This is a genomic window from Streptomyces gilvosporeus, from assembly GCF_002082195.1.
Classification (GTDB): Bacteria; Actinomycetota; Actinomycetes; order Streptomycetales; family Streptomycetaceae; genus Streptomyces; species Streptomyces gilvosporeus.
The window spans coordinates 8273486-8291025 of sequence record NZ_CP020569.1; the positions used below are offsets into that span (position 1 = coordinate 8273486).

A 17540-nucleotide genomic window follows, 5' to 3' on the forward strand; every position below is an offset into this window, starting at 1 on the left:
CGGCCACAACTGCCGGACGCCGTACCGCCTCGGATCACAGCGCCGACAGCTCGCTGAGCAGATCGTCCAGGCCCAGCGAACCCTGGGAGAGCGCCGCCATGTGCCAGGACTTCAGATCGAAGTCGGCGCCGTGCCGGGCGCGGGCCGCCTCCCGGCCCTGGAGCCAGACCCGCTCGCCGAGCTTGTAGCCGATCGCCTGGCCGGCGATGCCCTGATAGCGGATCACCTCGCTCTCGACATAGTCCGCCGGGCGGCTGCTGTGCAGCCCCAGGAACTCCTGGGCCAGCTGCGGCGTCCAGCGCTCGCCCGCGTGGAAGGGGGAGTCCGCCGGGATCTCCAGCTCCAGATGCATCCCGATGTCGATGATGACGCGGATGGCCCGCATCATCTGGGCGTCCAGATAGCCCAGCCGGCGTTCGGCGTTGGTCAGGAAACCCAGCTCGTCCATGAGGCGCTCGGCGTACAGCGCCCAGCCCTCCGCGTTGGCGCTGACCATGCCCACCGTCGTCTGGTAGCGCGAGAGCCGGTCGGCGACATGCGTCCACTGCGCCAGCTGGAGGTGATGTCCGGGCACGCCCTCGTGGTACCAGGTGGAGACCAGGTCGTAGGCCGGGAAGCGGGTCAGGCCCATCGTCGGCAGCCAGGTGCGGCCGGGACGGGAGAAGTCCAGCGAGGGCTGGGTGTAGTACGGGGCGGCGGCCGAGCCGGGCGGGGCGATGCACGACTCCACCTTCCGTACCCGCTCGGCCAGTTCGAAGTGCGTACCGTCCAGCGCCTCGATCGCCTCGTCCATCAGCGACTGGAGCCACCGACGGGTCTCCTCGACGCCCTCGATCGCCTCGCCGTGCTCATCGCACCAGGCCAGCGCCTCCCACGGGGTCTTCGCACCAGGCAGCACCCGCTGCGCCTCGGTCTGCATCTCGGCCAGCAGCCGGTGGAACTCCGACCAGCCGTACGCATACGCCTCGTCCAGATCGAGGTCGGCGCCGTTGTAGTAGCGCGCCAGCCGCGCGTAGCGCTCCCGGCCCACCACGTCCGGTGCGCCCGCGATCGCGGGGGCGTAGTGGTCGCGCAGCCAGTCCCGCAGCTCGACCAGCGCACCGGTCGCCACCTCGGCCGCCTCCGTCAGCTCTCCGTGCAGCGCCTTCGGGCCCGCCTCGGTGAACTGGGCGAACCAGCTGCGGTCCGTACCGATCCACTCCTCCAACTGACCCAGTACGGTGGCCACTTGACGCGGACCCGCGGGAAGGTCCTGCTTGCGTCCGGCGTCCAGCGCGGCGCGATAGCCCTCCAGCGCCGCGGGTACCGCGCGCAGCCGCCGGCCGATGGCCGCCCAGTCCTCGTCGGTCTCGGCCGGGGTGACCGTGAAGACGTCGCGCACATGGTGCAGCGGCGAGCCGAGGTTGCTGACCGCGCGCAGCCCCTCGCCCGCCTCGTGCACCGCCAGCTCCGCGGTCAGCCGCTCGCGCAGCAGCCGCGCACAGACCTGCTCGGCGGCGCCGTCCGCACCCGGCCGGGCCTCGGCTTCGGCGAGCTTCTCCAGCGTCGTACGGGCCAGTTGGGCCAGCGCCTCCTGGCCGGTGGGGGAGAGGTCGGGAAGCTTGGCGGAGCACTCGGGGATGCCGAGGAAGGTGCCGGTGATGGGGTCCAGGGCGACGAGGGCGTCGACGTAGGCATCGGCGATCTGGCGGGGCAGCGGGCCGCCGCCGGAGGAAGTGGTGTTGGACATGCGGGCCATCCTCGTACGGATCACCCCGCCCCGTCATCAACAATAGTCCGGATGTGCCTGTCACTTTGCGGTGTCATTGCCCCTGCGGTGCGGACGCGAGGGGAAAGACGCCGGGGCCGGCCGGGCGTCGCTGCGCCCGGCCGGCCCCTGGGGAGATGCGGTCAGCGGCGGCCGGCGCCGTCCTGGGCCCGGAGGACCTCAAGGGCGGGCGACGGGGCGGACGCCCGCGTGGGCAGCACCGCCGGGCGCGCCGTGATCACCAGCGTGCCCTCCTCTATCTGGTAGTCCAGCGGCAGGCCCAGGCCACGCATCGCCGCCACCATCCCGGTGTTGGACGCCTGCGTGATGGCGTACACGCTCTCGCAGCCCGCCTCGGCGGCCATCGCCACCAGCCGGTGCAGCAGCTCCGCGCCGATACCGCGCTGCTGCCAGGCGTCCTCGACCAGCAGCGCGACCTCGGTCTCCTCGCCGTCCCACAGCAGATGGCCCAGCGCCACCAGCCGGCCCGACGCGGTCTCCACCGCGAGCGTGCGGCCGAAGCGCGGGCTGAGCAGATGCCCCAGGTAGCGGTCCGCGTCGGAGACCGGGCCGTGGTAGCGCAGCGCCAGGGTCGCCGGGGAGCAGCGGTCGTGCATCTCGCGGGCGGCGGCCAGATCGCCGGTGTCGGCGCGGCGGACGGTGATCTCGTTGCCCTCGGGCAGCGTCAGCACATCCCGCCGCCCCGGTACCCGCTGCCCCAGCCGGGCATCCAGGTCGACCAGGGCGCGCACACGGGCGAACTCGGTGGGCGTGAACGGCAACTGCGGCCTTTCGATGGTGAGCGAGCCCCCGGAGGGGTCGCGGAACTTCATCAGGTGGTCCTCCAGTACACCCTCGGTGGGCACCTGCTCGGCGAGCGGCTGCCCGGACAGCGAGCGCGCGGGCACCGAACGGATCGTGCAGCGCCCCAGCAACTGCCGTAGCGCGAGCGGGAGTTCGGCGGAATCCAGGGCCGTACGGGTGGCCATGCCCAGTATCCGGGTCGGCGCATCGACCAGATCGTGGGCATCGGCCCGCTCCAGCCAGGTGTGCGCGCCGCCCGCGGCGCCGACCGTACGGGTCAGCTGCTCGGGCACGAGGATGTCCGGCGCGCGCAGCAGGAACTCATCGACCGTGCCGTCCGACAGCGGGTGCGCCTGGAGGCTGAGTATGTCCACACCGAGCGCGGCCAGCGCCGTGCACAGCGCGGCCAGGCTGCCCGGCTCGTCGCGGACCGTGGTGCGCATCCGCCACAGCACCGTCTCCGGTCCGCCGGCCCCGGGGGCCGCGGCGGGGGAGGACGGCGCCGTGGCGCCGGTATCGGACGGTGGCGGGGCGTTTTCGTGGCGGCGTGACCACCACACGTGGAACGCGGCCGTGGCGAGCAGTGCCACCGCCCCGGCGCACAGCAGCACCGGGCCGCGCGGGCCGTGCGCGACCGTGTTGGCCGCCGCGTCCGCCACGGCAACGGCCGTGAACAGGGCGGCGAGCTCGACGACATCCCGGCGCCAGTGATGGCGGCGGGCCGATCGGGCAGACGTTGCTTCAGTCATGCAGACAGCCTCGCGGACCCGTGTTGCCTGATCACCAACAGCTTGTGTCCGACGGGTAAAAGATGCAATCGACCCATTGGTCCTTACTGTCCTACCCGTCCCGGTTGCAGCACCTTGCTGAACACCACCTCTCCGCCTTCCTGCCGCAACCGCACCGTCAGCTCCCCGCTGCCCCCGTCGATGTCGATCTCGCCGAAGTTCTGCGGACTCTCCGCGGGGGAGGTGTTGGCACGGTCCGGCGCCTTGATGAACGGTTGGACGGGCCCGAACGTTCCATCCAGCTTCACGGCCTGGAAACCGCCCGCGTTCAGCGGCCCGGAGACGAACTCCCAGAACGGCTCGAAGTCCTTGAACGCCGCCCGCTCCGGCGCGTAGTGCTGCGCCGAGGTGTAGTGCACATCCGTCGTCAGCCACACCGTGCCGGTGATCCGCCGGTGCTTGATGTGCCGCAGCAGCTCGGCCAGCTGAAGTTCACGGCCCAGCGGCGCACCCGGGTCGCCCTGCGCCACCGCCTCGAAGTCGGTCGCGCCGTCCGGCACGACCAGCCCCAACGGCATATCCGCGGCGATCACCTTCCACACCGCACGCGAGCGCGACAGCTCCCGCTTGAGCCAGCGCAGCTGCTCGGCGCCGAGAATGCCCTGCGGGTCGTCGGTCTGCCGGTCGGGCGAGTTCGCGTTGCGGTAGCGGCGCATGTCCAGCACGAACACGTCCAGCAGCGGGCCGTGCCGCACCACCCGGTAGACCCGGCCGTCCACGTCCCCGTCGCCCGGCCGCAGCGTACCGACCGGGAAGTACTCGGAGAACGCCCGCAGTGACCGCGCCGAGAGCACATCGACGTCCTTGACCGTGTACCGGTCGTCGTCGAGCAGCTGCCCCGGATACCAGTTGTTGTGCACCTCGTGGTCGTCCCACTGGATGATCGTGGGCACCTGGGCGTTGAACCGCCGCAGATTCTCGTCCAGGAGGTTGTAGCGGAACGCACCGCGGAACTCCGCGAGCGTCTCGGCGACCTTCGCCTTCTCCTCGGTCGTCACATTGCGCCAGATCCGGCCGTCCGGCAGCGTCACCCGCTCGGTGATCGGGTTGTCGGCGTAGATGTTGTCGCCGCTGCACAGGAAGAAGTCCGGGTCGCGGCGCCGCATGTCCTCGTAGATGCGATAGCCGCCGAGCTCGGGGTTGATGCCCCAGCCCTGCCCGGCCAGATCCCCCGACCAGTGGAAGCGGATACCGTCGCGCCGCCGGTCGGGAGCCGTACGGAAGGTACCGGTGACCGGCTCGCCGCTGCGCCGCGGATCGTCCGGGTCCGCCAGCAGCACCCGGTAGTGGATCTGTTCCCCGGGCGGCAGCCCGTGCAGCGCGGTGACCCCGGTGAAGTCCGTCCCGGGCCCGACCACCGGGCCCTGCCAGGTGCGGGCGTCGCGGAACGACTCGGTGGCGGCGGTCTGTACGGTCATCCGGGCCGGCCGGTCCGACCGCACCCACACCACGCCCGACGACGTCGTCACGTCGCCGACCTGCACGCCCCACGCGGCGGACGGACGGCCGCCGCGCACCAGCGCCGGCGCGGCCACGGCGAGCCCGGGCAGCGCCAGCACCCCCGAACCGGCCGCCGCACCCCGCAACAACGACCGCCGGCCGAAGCCCCCGCCCCATCCCTGCGCCATCTCAAACCTCCGTCGTCACACCGGACTTGCACCGTCAATGTTGTGCCGTTCGTACCGGCAACGGATGCCGTGCGCCCCAACACCCGGTGTCCTGCAACCGAACGGCGGATGCGCCCGGCCGGAGCGTACGCGGCGGGACACGCCGCCGCACAGCACGCGGGGGGCCGCTCCGCAGGCGCATTGGTCTTGACCAAGGTGTCGGCCGGCCATATCGTCGGGATACTGCAACAACCTTTAATAAAGACTCGCTCATAACGCGCCGACAACGCCGCCAGGCGGGCGGGGCAACGGCCGATGCGGAGGACAGGGTGGGGACCACGCAGCTCGAAACGGCGCCGGAGCCGAAGTACTGGCACCTCAAGACCGTGCTCAGCGAGGCGCTGGACTCGGAGTTCGCGGTCGGCGAGATCCTGCCCAACGAGCGCGAGCTGGCGGCGCGGTTCGGCGTCGCCCGGGCCACCCTCCGGCAGGCCCTCGAACAACTGGAGCTGGAAGGCCGACTTCAGCGCCGCCGAGGCGTGGGCACCACCGTCGCCCCGCCCCGGATGGGCGTCGCCGTGGACCCCGCCCGCCACACCTGGCCGGGCGCCCCCGGCGACGACTGGCAGCCGCTGGACGCCATCGAGACCGACACCGTGCCCGCCGCCGTCGCCCGCCTCCTGGAACGTGTCCCCGGCGACCGCGTACACATCGTGCGCCGCAGCCGGGTCACCGGCGGTCAGCCGGTCGCCGCCGAGCTGCTGTACGTCCCCTCGGACCTCGTCCCCGCCCGTTCCACGCTCGCCCCGCTCGGCGCACCGGCCCGCGCCCGCGCCGTCCTGAACGCGCTTCAGGAGCGTGAGCTGGAGGGCCAGGACCGCACCGTCGAGCTGGGCTCGGCGTGCGCGCAGGACGCCAAGGAGCTCGACCGGCTGCCGGGCGCACCGGTGCTCGTGGTCACCACCCGCTATGTCTCCGGGGGCCGTACGGCCGCCGTCGCCGTCTCCACCTACCGCGCGGACACCTGCCGCCTCACCTTCGGGGAGAGCGACGCGGTGGCGCTGCTGGCGGGCTGAGGACGTCCCTTAGGGGGCGGTCGAACGGATCCCCTAGGGGATGCCGGGCCCCCTTGCGGACCACAACGTGGGGGAGGTGGGCGGGTATTCCCGCAGGCCGCTACCGGCCCGCTACCGCCGCTACCGGCCCGCTACCGCCTCCACCGGCCCGCTACCGCCTCCACCGTCCCCTACCGGCGGCCCGTCACCGTGCTTTCCACCGCGAAGAGTTCGCCCTCCACATGGTCGAGCGCGAGCCGCAGGGCCCCGGTGGCGACCGCGGCCTCGCCCAGTCCGGACAGGGCGACCTTCGGCGGGCGCAGGCAGTAGCGCGCCAACTCCCCGCGCAGCGGCGCGAGGACACCGGCCAGGCCCGCCGCCCAGCCGCCGATCACCACCAGCTCCGGGTCCAGCGCCAGCACCAGCGCCGCCACATCGTGCACCAGCCGCCGGATGAAGCGTTCCACCGCCTCCCGCGCCCGCGCATCGCCCTCCTGCGCCCGCGCGAACACCGCCGCGACCTGGCCCTCGTCCAGCGGCTCCAGCGGCTGACCGGTCGTCGACAGCAGCGTCTCCGGCGTCGCCTCCTGCCCCAGCAGATGCAGCGCGCCGATCTCCCCGGCCGCCCCGCCGAACCCCCGGTGCAGCCGCCCGCCGATCAGCGAGCCGGCCCCCGGGCTCAGCCCCGCCAGCACGAACACCACATCGTCCGAACCGGCCGCCGCGCCCTTCCAGTGCTCGGCCACCGCCGCCGCGTTGGCGTCGTTCTCGACCAGCACCGGACAGCGGAACGACCGCCGCAGCCGCTCGCCCAGCGGCAGACCCGTCCAGCCCGGCAGCGCCGTGCACAGCCGCACCGTGCCGTCGGCCTCCACGATCCCCGGGCTGCCCACGCCGACCGCCCGCAGCGCATCCCGCGGCACGCCCGTCCGGCGCAGCAGATCGGCCACCAGGGCACGGGCCCGCTCCAGCCGCTCATCGGCCGCCGCGGCCGCCGCCACCGGGCGCTGCGCCGTATCCAGCACCCGTCCACCAAGGTCGGCGAGGTGCGCCGTGACACGATGCGAGCCGATCTCGATTCCCAGCAGATGCCCCGCCTCCGCACGGAACCGGAACCGGCGGGCCGGCCGCCCCTGCCGGCGGGTCTCCCCCTCCTCGACGGCCGCCTCCGCCACCAGCCCGGCGTCGATGAGTCCCTCGACCACGCCCTCGACCGTGGGCCGCGACAGGCCCGTCAGCTGGACGAGGTGGGTGAGCGTGGGGGAGTCCGCGCCACGCAGCGCATGCAGCACCACCGCGGAGTTGATCCGCCGCAGCAGGGAGGGATCGCCACCCGTGAGTCGCCCCACCGTCACTCTCCCTCGCGTCGCATCTGTGGCGGATCGTAGCCGGTCAGCGGGTGTGCGGCGAGACCCGGCGGAGACGGGACGGGCCGCGCGGCCGCGGCGCCGGAGCCGGGCGGAGCCCGGACCGTGCCCGGCGGACGGCCAATTGTCAGACCCCCGCGGTTTACTGACGGTATGACGACTGGCGAGCAGTTGACGGTGATCGATGCACTGCGCCGCCGCCCGTTCCCGGTCCGGCGGGAGCGGTCCGCGGCGGGCGAGAGCGGGCCCGGGTTCCATATGGCGCGGCTGTGGGAGAGCGCGCCCCTGTGGGACGCGGATCCGGCCGATGCCCGGGAGATACGCGAGGACTGCGCGGCCGAACTGGCGGCGCTGACCGAGGTGCTGTCCTTACGGTGGGGCGCGCCCGGCGTCCTCGACCTCGCGCCCGCCCTGGAGCGGACGGCGATGGGCCTGCCGGTCGCCCCGCCGCTGGACCTCCTGTGCGGGCTGGTGCCCCGGCTGCACACCTGGCGGGCGGACGGCCGCTGGCTGGCCCTCGGCGGTGGCCAGTGCGGGCCGGAGCAGCCCTGCCAGGTGCTGGTGGCGATAGCGGCCTGAGCCCGCGGGTCAGGCGTCGTCGCCGAAGGCCGCCGCGCGCAGCCGCCCGTACTCCTGCGCCATGGTCGCCAGCGTCCAATGGGCGTTGAGCCCGCTGGGGTTGGGCAGCGCCCAGATGCGGGTGTCGCCGAGGGTGCGTTCCTGCGGGCCGATCGCGGCGTGCTTGTCGCCGAAGGCGACGCGATAGGCCGTCACGCCCGCGACCGCGAGCCAGCGCGGCCGCAGCCGCGCCACCTTCTCGGCCAGCAGCCGCCCGCCCTCGCGGTACTCCTGCGCGCTCAGTTCGTCCGCCTTGGCGGTCGGCCGGGCCACGACGTTGGTGATGCCCAGGCCGTGGGCGAGCAGCTCGTCCTGCTCGGACGGCCGGAACTGCCGGGGGGTGAAACCGGAGGCGTGCAGGACGGGCCAGAAGCGGTTGCCGGGCCGGGCGAAGTGATGCCCGGTGGCGGCCGTCATCAGCCCGGGGTTGATGCCACAAAACAGTACGCGAAGGCCGCTCGCGGCCACGTCGGGGACGAGGCGGTCGCGAGCGGCTGCCAGCTCTTCGGGGGAGAAGCGCATGACGGTCGCGTCAGAGGATGGCGCCGGGGGTGTAGGCCGCTGCCTGCGGGTGCTGCTTGGCGATCTCCTCGATCCGGGCGACGACGGACGCCACCTGGTCGGCCGCCGCGCCCGTGAAGGAGAGCTTGTCCGCCATCAGCGCGTCCAGCTGCGCCCGATCCAGCGGGATGCGCGCATCGGCGGCCAGCTTGTCCAGCAGCTCATTGCGCTCGGCGCCCTGTTCGCGCATGGCCAGTGCCGAGGCGACCGCGTTCTCCTTGATCGCCTCGTGCGCCTCCTCGCGGCCCACCCCGGCGCGCACGGCGCCCATCAGCACCTTCGTCGTGGCGAGGAAGGGCAGGTAGCGGTCCAGCTCCCGGGCGACGACGGCCGGGAAGGCGCCGAACTCGTCGAGCACGGTCAGGAACGTCTCCAGCAGCCCGTCCAGCGCGAAGAACGAGTCCGGCAGCGCGACGCGGCGCACCACGGAGCAGGACACATCGCCCTCGTTCCACTGGTCGCCGGAGAGCTCACCGGCCATCGAGGCATAGCCGCGCAGAATCACCATCAGGCCGTTGACGCGCTCGCAGGAGCGGGTGTTCATCTTGTGCGGCATCGCCGACGAGCCGACCTGGCCGGGCTTGAAGCCCTCGGTGACCAGCTCGTGCCCGGCCATCAGCCGGATGGTCTTGGCCAGCGAGGACGGCGCGGCGGCCAGCTGCACCAGCGACGTCACCACCTCGTAGTCCAGCGAGCGCGGGTAGACCTGGCCGACGGAGGTGAAGGCCCGGCCGAAGCCGAGGTGCGCGGCGATCCGCTGCTCCAGCTCGGCGAGCTTGGCGGCGTCGCCGCCCAGCAGGTCGAGCATGTCCTGTGCGGTGCCGACCGGGCCCTTGATGCCGCGCAGCGGGTAGCGGGAGAGGAGCTCCTCCAGGCGCGCGTACGCCACGAGCAGCTCGTCCGCCGCGGTCGCGAAGCGCTTGCCCAGCGTCGTGGCCTGTGCGGCGACGTTGTGCGAGCGGCCGGCCATCACCAGCTCGGCGTGCTGGGCGGCGAGCGAGCCCAGGCGGGCCAGCACGGCGACCGTACGGTCCCGCATCAGCTCCAGCGACAGCCGCACCTGGAGCTGCTCGACGTTCTCCGTCAGGTCGCGGGAGGTCATGCCCTTGTGGACCTGCTCATGACCGGCCAGCGCGTTGAACTCCTCGATCCGCGCCTTGACGTCGTGCCGGGTGACCTTCTCGCGCTCGGCGATGGAGGCCAGGTCGACGGTCTCCAGGACGCGTTCGTAGTCGGCCAGCGCCTGCTCGGGGACCGCCACCCCCAGGTCCTTCTGCGCCCGCAGCACGGCGAGCCACAGCTTCCGCTCCAGCTTGACCTTGTACTCGGGGGACCACAGCACGGCCAGCTCCGTAGAGGCGTAGCGGCCGGCCAGAACATTGGGGATGCGAGGCTTCGCAGACACAGCAGTCACGTGGGGAGAGTCTACTGGCGGTTTGCGCAGGCCAGCGCCCCGCCCCGGGCTGTGCTTTCCTACAGGGCAGGCGCCGGCCCGTCAGATCTCGTACGGCAGCAGCTCTGGCCGCTTGGCCGGACGGCCGTCCCCGGATGGCGCGACTGCGAACCGGCGATCTTCGTCGACCAGGACGAGCAGGTCGCCCTGCTCGCCCGATGCGTCAGCGAAACGGACCTGCCCGCCGACGTCCGGGCAGCCGGGGCACTCGTCCTGCTCCACGGCGCCAAGATCACCCGCATCTCCACCCTCAAGACGGACGACGTCCACTGCACCGCGAAGGGCAGCAGCACCATCGCCCTCGGACGCCCCCACCAGTAAAGCTCCACCGCCCCAGAGGAATACGTCACCTCCGAATACGTGCACTTCACCGGTTTAGGTCATCCGGCTCGCTCCCTGCGGACTGGGTTGTCGCGCCGGTCGGGGTACGGCGCCTCCTTCGTGAGGGGCCGGAACTGCTCACGGCAGGAGTAGAAGTAGGCCATCGCACGCTCGCCGGGCCGGAACAACTCCTCATGCCAGGGCCGGTGCCCGGTGCGCCAGGCATGCCACATCGCTCGCATCACAGGTGCTCATCGAGAGCGACGACCGTAGCAACGGACCCCGCTCTTCAGCCTGACGGCCCCGTTCGTCACACTGACGCCGTGCCTCGAATAGCCACGGCCACCTCGTCCCGGCAGGTCCGCCGCCTCACCACGATGGCGTTTTTCGGTCCGCCGGTGATCGTCGGGCTGTCGCTGCTGGCCGCCAATCCGGACTGGAGCGGGCTCGGGCTGGCGCTCGGGACCTTCGCGCTGATCGCAACTCTCTCGCTGATGATCATCGCAGCACCGAACGGGTGGCTGATCGTCGGCGGGGTGATCGTGGGGATCGCCGCGCTGTCCGGGCCGGGGCCGGTGCTGCAGGCGGAGGTGATGGCGCACCAAGGGCAGCGGGTGGAGGTGCGGGTCACCTCGGTGAAGACGTACCAGGGCAAGCACGGGCCGGAGTACACCTGCCTTCTGGGGCGGGTGGACGGCAAGCCGCTCAAGCACGCCGAGCTGGGCAACGACTCCTGCGACGGGCCGACGGAAGTCGGGCAGACCGAGGACGTGCTCGTCGACCCGCACGGCTGGACGGCGCCGGAGCTGGCCGAGACGGACTACAGCGGGATCGACATCGCCGCATGGGCCCTGCCGGTGGTACTGGTGCTCTTCGAACTGCTGGTCTGGCTGTCCCGGCGGGTCGGGCTGCGCCGGTTCAAGGGCCGCTGACGGCGCCCGGGTCCCGGAAGAACGTGGCCCGGCCCCCGCACGTGGTGCGGCGGCTCGCCCGCATAGCCGCGCTCGTCCCCCTGCTGATGGTGGGCATCGGCGTGCTCGGCACCAGCCCGGACTGGTTTCCGGCGGCGCTGATCCTCGGTGTGCTGACCGTCGCCCTCGCGATCGCGGTGCTGATGGCGACCGCGACCAAGGGGTGGGTGTTCTTCGCCGGGCTGACCATCGGACTAGCCGTCGTGCTCGGCTCCGGGCTGATCTTCCGGGCCGCGCTGATGCAGAGCCGGGGGCAGCCTACCGAGGTGCGGATCATCTCGGTCTACACCACCAAGGGCAAGACCGGCCCGATCTACCACTGCAGGCTGAAGCGGACCGACGGCAGGCCGATGGACCACGCCAACATCGTCGGCATGGGCTGCAACGCCACGGAGGACGCGGGCACCTCCGAGGACCTGCTGGTGGACCAGAGCGGCTGGCTGGACCCGCAGCCCGTCGATGCCGACTTCAGCCCCCTCCCCGTCGGCGTCGTGGGAGTCGGCGTCGCGATCGGGTTGCGGGAGCTGGCTGTCTGGCAGACTCGCCGGATCGGCCTGCGCGAGGCCGCGGCGAACCCGACGGCGCCCGGCCGGACGAGTGCCAAGCCGAGCGCCGACAACCGGAGCAAGAAGCGCAAGCGGCGCTAGTGTGATGCGCCAGAAATGACGAGGCTAACTTTGTTTCAGGTTTCAGTGGTCGGTGGGTTGATTTTGGTGAGGTAGTCGGCGAGGGAGTTCAGGATCTCGTCGGCGGTCTTGGTCCAGGTGAACGGCCTGGGGTTCTCGTTCCATCCGTCGATCCAGGCCCTGATGTCTTGCTCCAGGGCCTTCACGGAGGTGTGCACGCCGCGGCGGATGAGCTTGTCCGTCAACAGGCCGAACCACCTCTCAACCTGGTTCATCCACGAGGAGCCGGTAGGGGTGAAGTGGACGTGGAAGCGGGGGTGTTTCCGAGCCACGTCTTGATCTCCGCGGTGTTGTGGGTGGCGTAATTGTCGTCTGGTAGAAGGCCCTCCGGCATCCCGGACAGCGTGGCAGGTGATCGACGACTACAACCTGGCCAAGGTGTCGGGCCGCAAACGCACATCGTGACCGACACCCTCGGTCTGCGCCTCGTCGCCTGCGTCACCTCCGCGAACATCGGCGACCGGGACGCCGTGGCGGGCCCGCTGACCCGACTGCGGCGCCTGCACCGCGACGTCACCCTCGTCTGCGCCGACGGCGACTACACCGGCGGCCTCCTCGGCTGGTGCCGGGACAAACCCGCTCTGATCTTGGAGGTCGTCAAGCGCACCGACGACCTTGGCGATGGTTCCATACCACGACAGGCCCAGAACCTTGTCGGCGTAGTCGGCGGCCGACCTCTCCGTCGCAGACGGCAGGAGCCTAACGGGCCGGCGGTCGGCGTTGTCAGGAGCGCTTCAGGATCCGACGAGCGCGGTGGCGACATCCGAACAGGGGTCTTCACGTCCCAGCCCCGGGCACTCCACGGCGGCAGGGCCGGGGATTTGTCAGTGGCACACCGCAGACTAGTGGCGTGTCAAATACCGACCCGATCCTGCCCGCCTCGGCGTGCTCCTCGTCCACGACCGATGAGCCTGATGCCGCATGGCAGGACTACATGCAAGACCCTGTTCTCAAAACCTCCGCTGAGCCGGGCACCACGGGCAACGTGCCGCCCGGTGAGGATCTGAACCTGCACATCGGCTGGGACCGCTTCGAGAAGCTGCTGCTCGCGGTCTGCCGCAGCGGGCTGGGACTTCACCGGATCAGGTTCCGCCGCTACGGCGTGCAGGGCCAGTCGCAGCATGGGATTGACCTGGCCGGACGCGGTCCGGACGGCACCACGGTGGTCCAGTGCAAGGACTACCAGCAGTTCACGCCTGCCGTTCTGCGGGCAGCAGTTGAGAAGTTCGCCACCGGTCGGCGGCCGTTCGGTGCGAAGCACCTGATCATCGCGACGTCGGGATCCACCGAAGCCACCCAGTTCGCCGACGAGCTGGACGCCCTCGAAAACGAGCACCCCGACCTCGACCTGGAGCTGTGGGGATCCGAGCAGATCAACGAGCGTCTTCGGTCCCTCGGCAATGTGGTAGCCCGGTTCTGGACACGCGAGACGGCTGAGTCGTTCTGCACGGACGCTCCGCCCGCGGGGATCCCGGTCCCGCTGCCCGACCGCGTTGAGCAGGCAGAGAAGATCCTCATTGGTCCCCTGAAGACCAGTGCCGTGAGCCCATTGCTGCGGCAGGCGGAGGAGCAGCTCGCCACGGCACCCGAGGTCTCGGCGCGCTTGTACGCGGACCTGGCCCGGCAATTGGAGGAAGCCGGCTTCCTTGGCCACGCCATCGTCTTGAGGCGAAGGCAGCTCGACGCGCTGCAGGCTGCCCGTCTCTTTGACGAGACGGCCCGACTGGCGGCGCAGTTGGCGGTCAACGCCATCCACGCTGGCGAAACGAGCGAGCCCAGGACTCTGGCCGGACAACTCGAGCGCGTGGCAACGGAAGCCGATGAGGCTGGCAGTGAGGCCGCACCGTTGATCAGACGCCACGCCGCACTGGTCCGCGCCGCGCTCGAGGTCGTTGCTCACCCGCTGGGACCGTGTGAAGCGCTACGGACCGCTCTAGAAGACACCACGGAAACCGAGCCAGAGTACCGGCCCGTCCTGGTGCTGCTGCTTGCTGAGCACACTCTCGTCTGGGCCCCGGAAAGACTGCCGGCGCTGGACAAGCTCATCCGCGGCGCCATCGAACAGCAGCGGACACTGGGACCCGAGGCGCAGGATACGCTCATGCGCCTACGTCTCGTCCGGGCCGAGTACGACCCGGCCGAACGCACCGAACTGCAGCGTCTGGCCCGCCGACATCAGCTGCCCGGACGGCTGGCGGCGTGGGTGAATGCCCGCGAGGCACGCCGGTGCGTGTGGGAGAGCATCGCCGACACGGCCCTGGACCACTGGCGCGATGCCGTCGAGGACGCCATCCACGCTGGGCTCGCCGAGGACGCCGCCGACTGGTTGTACGCGATCCGCGCCGTGAACACTCTGTTCGGCCCTTGGGCGGACCTGGACGACGAGCACCGGCTCGCACAGGCGCTACGCGGCACGGGCACAGGCCGCCTGTTGGTGCGTGCCCGCGAGCCGCGCGACTGCGCCCTGTCCGCGAAGGGGAACGCCAAACCCATTGAGGCGGTGCTGTCCGGACGCCGCTGGCTGGTCGACGCCACCGTCGCGGGGGACTTGGGCGGCGAACTCGAGGCCCTCGACTTCCTCGGCGACCTCTACGCCGCGAACCAAGAACCCCGCCTGGCGGTCCGCTTATACGGCCGCGCTGGCCGCAAAGAGAAGTTGCAGGCACTGGCCGCCGTGATGGGCGACCACCCACTGCCCAGTACCCCGATCGGCGACGCGCCCTGGTGGGTACTTCACGCAGACGCCGCACTCGCCCAGGCGCAGGCCGACCTCATTGACGACGACGTGGCACGGGAACTCATGGGCGCCGTCACCTCTCTCGCCGAGAGAGGCCGCGCCGGCGAGTTGACCGAGTCGCCGACGCGCGCGCTCACCCACCAGGCCACCAAGACCGCCTGCTCGCTCGCCGGTCGCGGTACCCCCGAGCAGGCCCTGAAACTCCTGGACCTGCTGGCCGCGGACGTGCCCCGCGAGCCGCACCATTTCCATCACTCCGACCAGGGCCACGCCCAGGCGTGCGTGGCGATCGCCAAAGCGCATCCCAGCGCGGCGAAGCAGGCCCTCACACGACTGTTCGACCTGGCCGAGGCAGGAGTCCAGGAGGCACTCCAGCTGCTGATCGGCGACGAACTGATCGGTCTGATCCGCACGCTCGAGGGCGAGGCCCCCCAGGCAAGCGAGTCAGGGCTGTCTGACGAGGCCATCGCTGAACTTCGAAACCGGATCGGCGACCTGGACGACAGGGGCCTGTACCTCGCAGATGTCGCGCGCGCGTTGTTCGAGCCCGCTCATCCGAAGGCAGTGCTGCGGGCCGAGCAAGCCCGCGACCGGATTCTTCAGCGACCCGCACCCACACCTGGCATCGCCCAGATCGGCTCCGCCCTCGTGCCCGATTCCTACCAGGTGGCTCGCGCACACGGCCTGAACGATGACGACCGTAAGGCCTGTCTGGAGCAACTCCTGGCGATCGCCAGCGACGGGCGGGAGGTCGTCCTTACGCGGCAACAGGCTCTGACTGCGGCGGGGAACCTGGTCGTGGGCCGACCGCAACCGGACCGGCGCTACGCCTTCAAGGCCGTCACGAGCCTGGTGGTCGGCGACGAGCCCGCGAGCTACCTGGGCGAAGTGCTCACGGACAGCCCGCACCCTCTGAGCGCGTTCCGGGTCAACATCGGCTCGGCGTCGCTGCGCGGCCCCGCACTCAAGTTCGCTGCTGCAGCGTCCTACAGTTCTGATGAGTACGCCTGGGTCCGCGACCAGGCGACCGAGTTGCTGGGCAGCCGCGACGAGCACGATGTCCACGAGGCGGCCGCTGCGCTGTGCAGGCTCCCGAACGACATCGCCGGCATCGTCGACCCCGGACTGCTCGCCACCCACGACCACTTCGGCGTCCGCCAGGCCAGTGCCGTCCTGTGCATGAGGTTCCCCGCGCGCCATTACAAGACCGCCCTGAACCTCGCCCGCGACCCCGACTTCCGCGTGCGGCGGGCCCTGGTCGAAGCCGCCGCGAACGCGGCCGTGGAAGGCCCGGAAATCGACGCGATTCGCCAGATCCTGCGCGGCGACCCGCGCCACAGCATCCGGTCCCGCGCGGGAGTGCGACGGACGACTTCTGACCGGGCTGGCGCCCCAGGCCAGACACCGGCATGATCCGGCGGCGGGGCGGAACCCGATGAGGTTGAGGTTCCGCCCCGCAGATCGCCTGCGGTGTGGCCCCACGGCCGCGAGTGGCCCGAGGGCATCGTGCCCCGACTGGTGAAGACCATCGTCAGGTACATGCAGAACCCGAACGGCTGCACGCAGAGCCGGGCCGGGGACGAGACGCGCGCCTGGTCAGACATCGGCCGTGACGTGAGAACCATGTACTTCACGCGCGACGAGATCCGGCTCCCTGGAGCCCTTGCCGGCCGCCGAGAGGCCTGCCAGGCGGGGGCGCCAAGGGGTCATCCGCCGGCGGCGCAACGGCGTTTCGCAGGCGTGTGAATACCTGCTCTCTCCCCAACGCATGGGCAAGGAAGGGAGAAGGAATATCAGGAAGCTTGTCGCTAGGCCTGCATACCTGGAAGGTCGTGCAGATCTCCCTACACGGAGGCGAGGGGCGAGATACGCCCCGCGCTATTGCCTCCGTCACGCGTGGCGCCGTGCGCTTGTCGAGCCTATGGCAGTCGGGCGGGGCTCCGGGTTAGGGCCCCACCCGTCGCCAGTCCGTCACAAGGCCGGGGTTTGTGTGGTCCGCAGGGGTGACCCAGAAGGCTTTGCCCAGCTCAGCGCTAAACTGGGCGCCTGTCCGGCCGTCCCCCGAGGACCGCCCGGTCAGCCGCCGCCCCACCCAGGGCACCAGATGCTCCCGCGCGAACCGCAGATCCGCCGCCCGCCGCATCCGCCAGCCCGGCGCCGCGGCGGCCGGCAGCGGCGCGTCCCAGTCCGACTCCGCGGGCAGTCCGAGCGCCTGCCAGACGGCCTCCGCCACCCGCCGGTGCCCCTCGGCGTCCAGATGCAGCCGGTCGTCCGCCCACAGCCGCGGATCGGCCAGCGCCCGCGAGCCGTACAGATCCACCACCACCGCGCCGTGCCGCGCCGCCAGCGCATCGATCTGCGCGAACAGCCGCTCCATCCGCGGCCGGAAGCGCTCCAGCACGGGCCCCTCGCGCCCCGGGCTGCGCATCAGCACCAGTTGTCCGCCGCCCTTCGCCAGCAGATCGGCCGCCGTCGCCAGCTGAGCGCACACCTGCTCCACATCGCACCGGGGCCGCAGGACGTCATTGAGCCCGCCGACCAGCGTCACCAGCTCCGCGCCCATCGACGCCGCCGGGCCGCACTGCTCGTCGAGGATCTGGCCGATGAGCTTGCCGCGCACCGCGAGATTGGCGTAGCGGAAGCCGGGGGCCAGGGCCGCCAGCCGGGCGGCCAGCAGATCGGCCCAGCCGCGGTAGGAGCCGTCGGGCAGCGCGTCCGACATTCCTTCGGTAAAGCTGTCGCCGACCGCGACGAAACTGGTGTAGTGGGCATTCATCTCCATGGCGCGCAGATCCTATCCCCCCGCCTGCGACCGGCCGCAGGCG

Annotated in this window: 14 protein-coding genes and 1 pseudogene; 6 read left to right on the forward strand and 9 right to left on the reverse strand. The window is 71.4% G+C overall.

The window, feature by feature from the left end:
• Positions 1–34: 34 nt before the first annotated feature.
• The 3 genes from B1H19_RS36595 to B1H19_RS36605 all read right to left on the reverse strand — a co-directional run bounded on the left by B1H19_RS36595 (position 35) and on the right by B1H19_RS36605 (position 4967).
• The gene (locus tag B1H19_RS36595; RefSeq protein WP_203237296.1) at positions 35–1729 is read right to left on the reverse strand and encodes a DUF885 domain-containing protein; all 1695 of its coding nucleotides are present in this window, start codon (positions 1727–1729) and stop codon (positions 35–37) included.
• 161 nt (positions 1730–1890) lie between these two features.
• Positions 1891–3300, reverse strand: a complete 1410-nt coding sequence (locus B1H19_RS36600; RefSeq protein ID WP_083109153.1) for a GNAT family N-acetyltransferase — start codon at positions 3298–3300, stop codon at positions 1891–1893.
• An 83-nt stretch (positions 3301–3383) separates the two neighbouring features.
• The gene (locus B1H19_RS36605) at positions 3384–4967 is read right to left on the reverse strand and encodes an alkaline phosphatase D family protein (protein ID WP_083109154.1); all 1584 of its coding nucleotides are present in this window, start codon (positions 4965–4967) and stop codon (positions 3384–3386) included.
• A gap of 308 nt (positions 4968–5275) precedes the next feature.
• On the opposite strand from B1H19_RS36605, the gene B1H19_RS36610 reads away from it, so the two are divergent.
• Positions 5276–6022, forward strand: a complete 747-nt coding sequence (locus B1H19_RS36610) for a GntR family transcriptional regulator (RefSeq protein WP_083109155.1) — start codon at positions 5276–5278, stop codon at positions 6020–6022.
• 170 nt (positions 6023–6192) lie between these two features.
• Here B1H19_RS36610 and B1H19_RS36615 read toward each other — a convergent pair whose 3' ends face one another.
• Entirely contained in the window at positions 6193–7350 is a 1158-nt protein-coding gene (locus B1H19_RS36615; protein WP_083109156.1) for an ROK family transcriptional regulator, read from the reverse strand.
• A 171-nt stretch (positions 7351–7521) separates the two neighbouring features.
• Between B1H19_RS36615 and B1H19_RS36620 the strand changes: the two genes are divergently transcribed.
• Positions 7522–7947 carry a hypothetical protein gene (locus tag B1H19_RS36620; RefSeq protein WP_083109157.1) on the forward strand — a complete coding sequence of 142 codons (426 nt, stop codon included), beginning with the start codon at positions 7522–7524 and terminating at the stop codon, positions 7945–7947.
• 9 nt (positions 7948–7956) lie between these two features.
• On the opposite strand, the gene mug is transcribed toward B1H19_RS36620, so the two are convergent.
• Positions 7957–8508: a G/U mismatch-specific DNA glycosylase gene (mug, locus tag B1H19_RS36625; RefSeq protein ID WP_083109158.1), complete on the reverse strand. Its 552-nt coding sequence runs from the start codon at positions 8506–8508 to the stop codon at positions 7957–7959.
• A gap of 10 nt (positions 8509–8518) precedes the next feature.
• Positions 8519–9952 carry an adenylosuccinate lyase gene (purB, locus tag B1H19_RS36630; protein ID WP_083109159.1) on the reverse strand — a complete coding sequence of 478 codons (1434 nt, stop codon included), beginning with the start codon at positions 9950–9952 and terminating at the stop codon, positions 8519–8521.
• A 60-nt stretch (positions 9953–10012) separates the two neighbouring features.
• On the opposite strand from purB, the gene B1H19_RS39010 reads away from it, so the two are divergent.
• Complete coding sequence (locus tag B1H19_RS39010) at positions 10013–10321, forward strand: hypothetical protein (protein WP_083109160.1); 309 nt, start codon at positions 10013–10015, stop codon at positions 10319–10321.
• A 59-nt stretch (positions 10322–10380) separates the two neighbouring features.
• Here the strand turns inward: B1H19_RS39010 and B1H19_RS36640 are convergent, their stop codons facing one another.
• On the reverse strand, positions 10381–10563 hold the full coding sequence (locus B1H19_RS36640; RefSeq protein WP_083109161.1) for a hypothetical protein: 183 nt from the start codon (positions 10561–10563) through the stop codon (positions 10381–10383).
• Positions 10564–10644: 81 nt separating this feature from the next.
• Between B1H19_RS36640 and B1H19_RS36645 the strand changes: the two genes are divergently transcribed.
• Both B1H19_RS36645 and B1H19_RS36650 read left to right on the forward strand, forming a co-directional pair.
• Positions 10645–11253 (forward strand): hypothetical protein, encoded by a 609-nt coding sequence (locus B1H19_RS36645; RefSeq protein ID WP_159028227.1) that lies wholly within the window; start codon positions 10645–10647, stop codon positions 11251–11253.
• Between the two features lie 23 nt (positions 11254–11276).
• Positions 11277–11939, forward strand: coding sequence for a hypothetical protein (locus B1H19_RS36650; RefSeq protein WP_159028228.1), 663 nt, complete (start codon positions 11277–11279; stop codon positions 11937–11939).
• Positions 11940–11974: 35 nt separating this feature from the next.
• Here B1H19_RS36650 and B1H19_RS36655 read toward each other — a convergent pair.
• Positions 11975–12288: pseudogene (locus B1H19_RS36655) on the reverse strand (transposase); the annotation flags it as partial.
• A gap of 540 nt (positions 12289–12828) precedes the next feature.
• Here B1H19_RS36655 and B1H19_RS40220 point away from each other — a divergent pair.
• Positions 12829–16128, forward strand: a complete 3300-nt coding sequence (locus B1H19_RS40220) for a restriction endonuclease (RefSeq protein WP_237289719.1) — start codon at positions 12829–12831, stop codon at positions 16126–16128.
• Between the two features lie 532 nt (positions 16129–16660).
• Here the strand turns inward: B1H19_RS40220 and B1H19_RS36675 are convergent.
• Positions 16661–17497, reverse strand: coding sequence for an SGNH/GDSL hydrolase family protein (locus tag B1H19_RS36675; RefSeq protein WP_083109164.1), 837 nt, complete (start codon positions 17495–17497; stop codon positions 16661–16663).
• Positions 17498–17540: the final 43 nt, after the last annotated feature.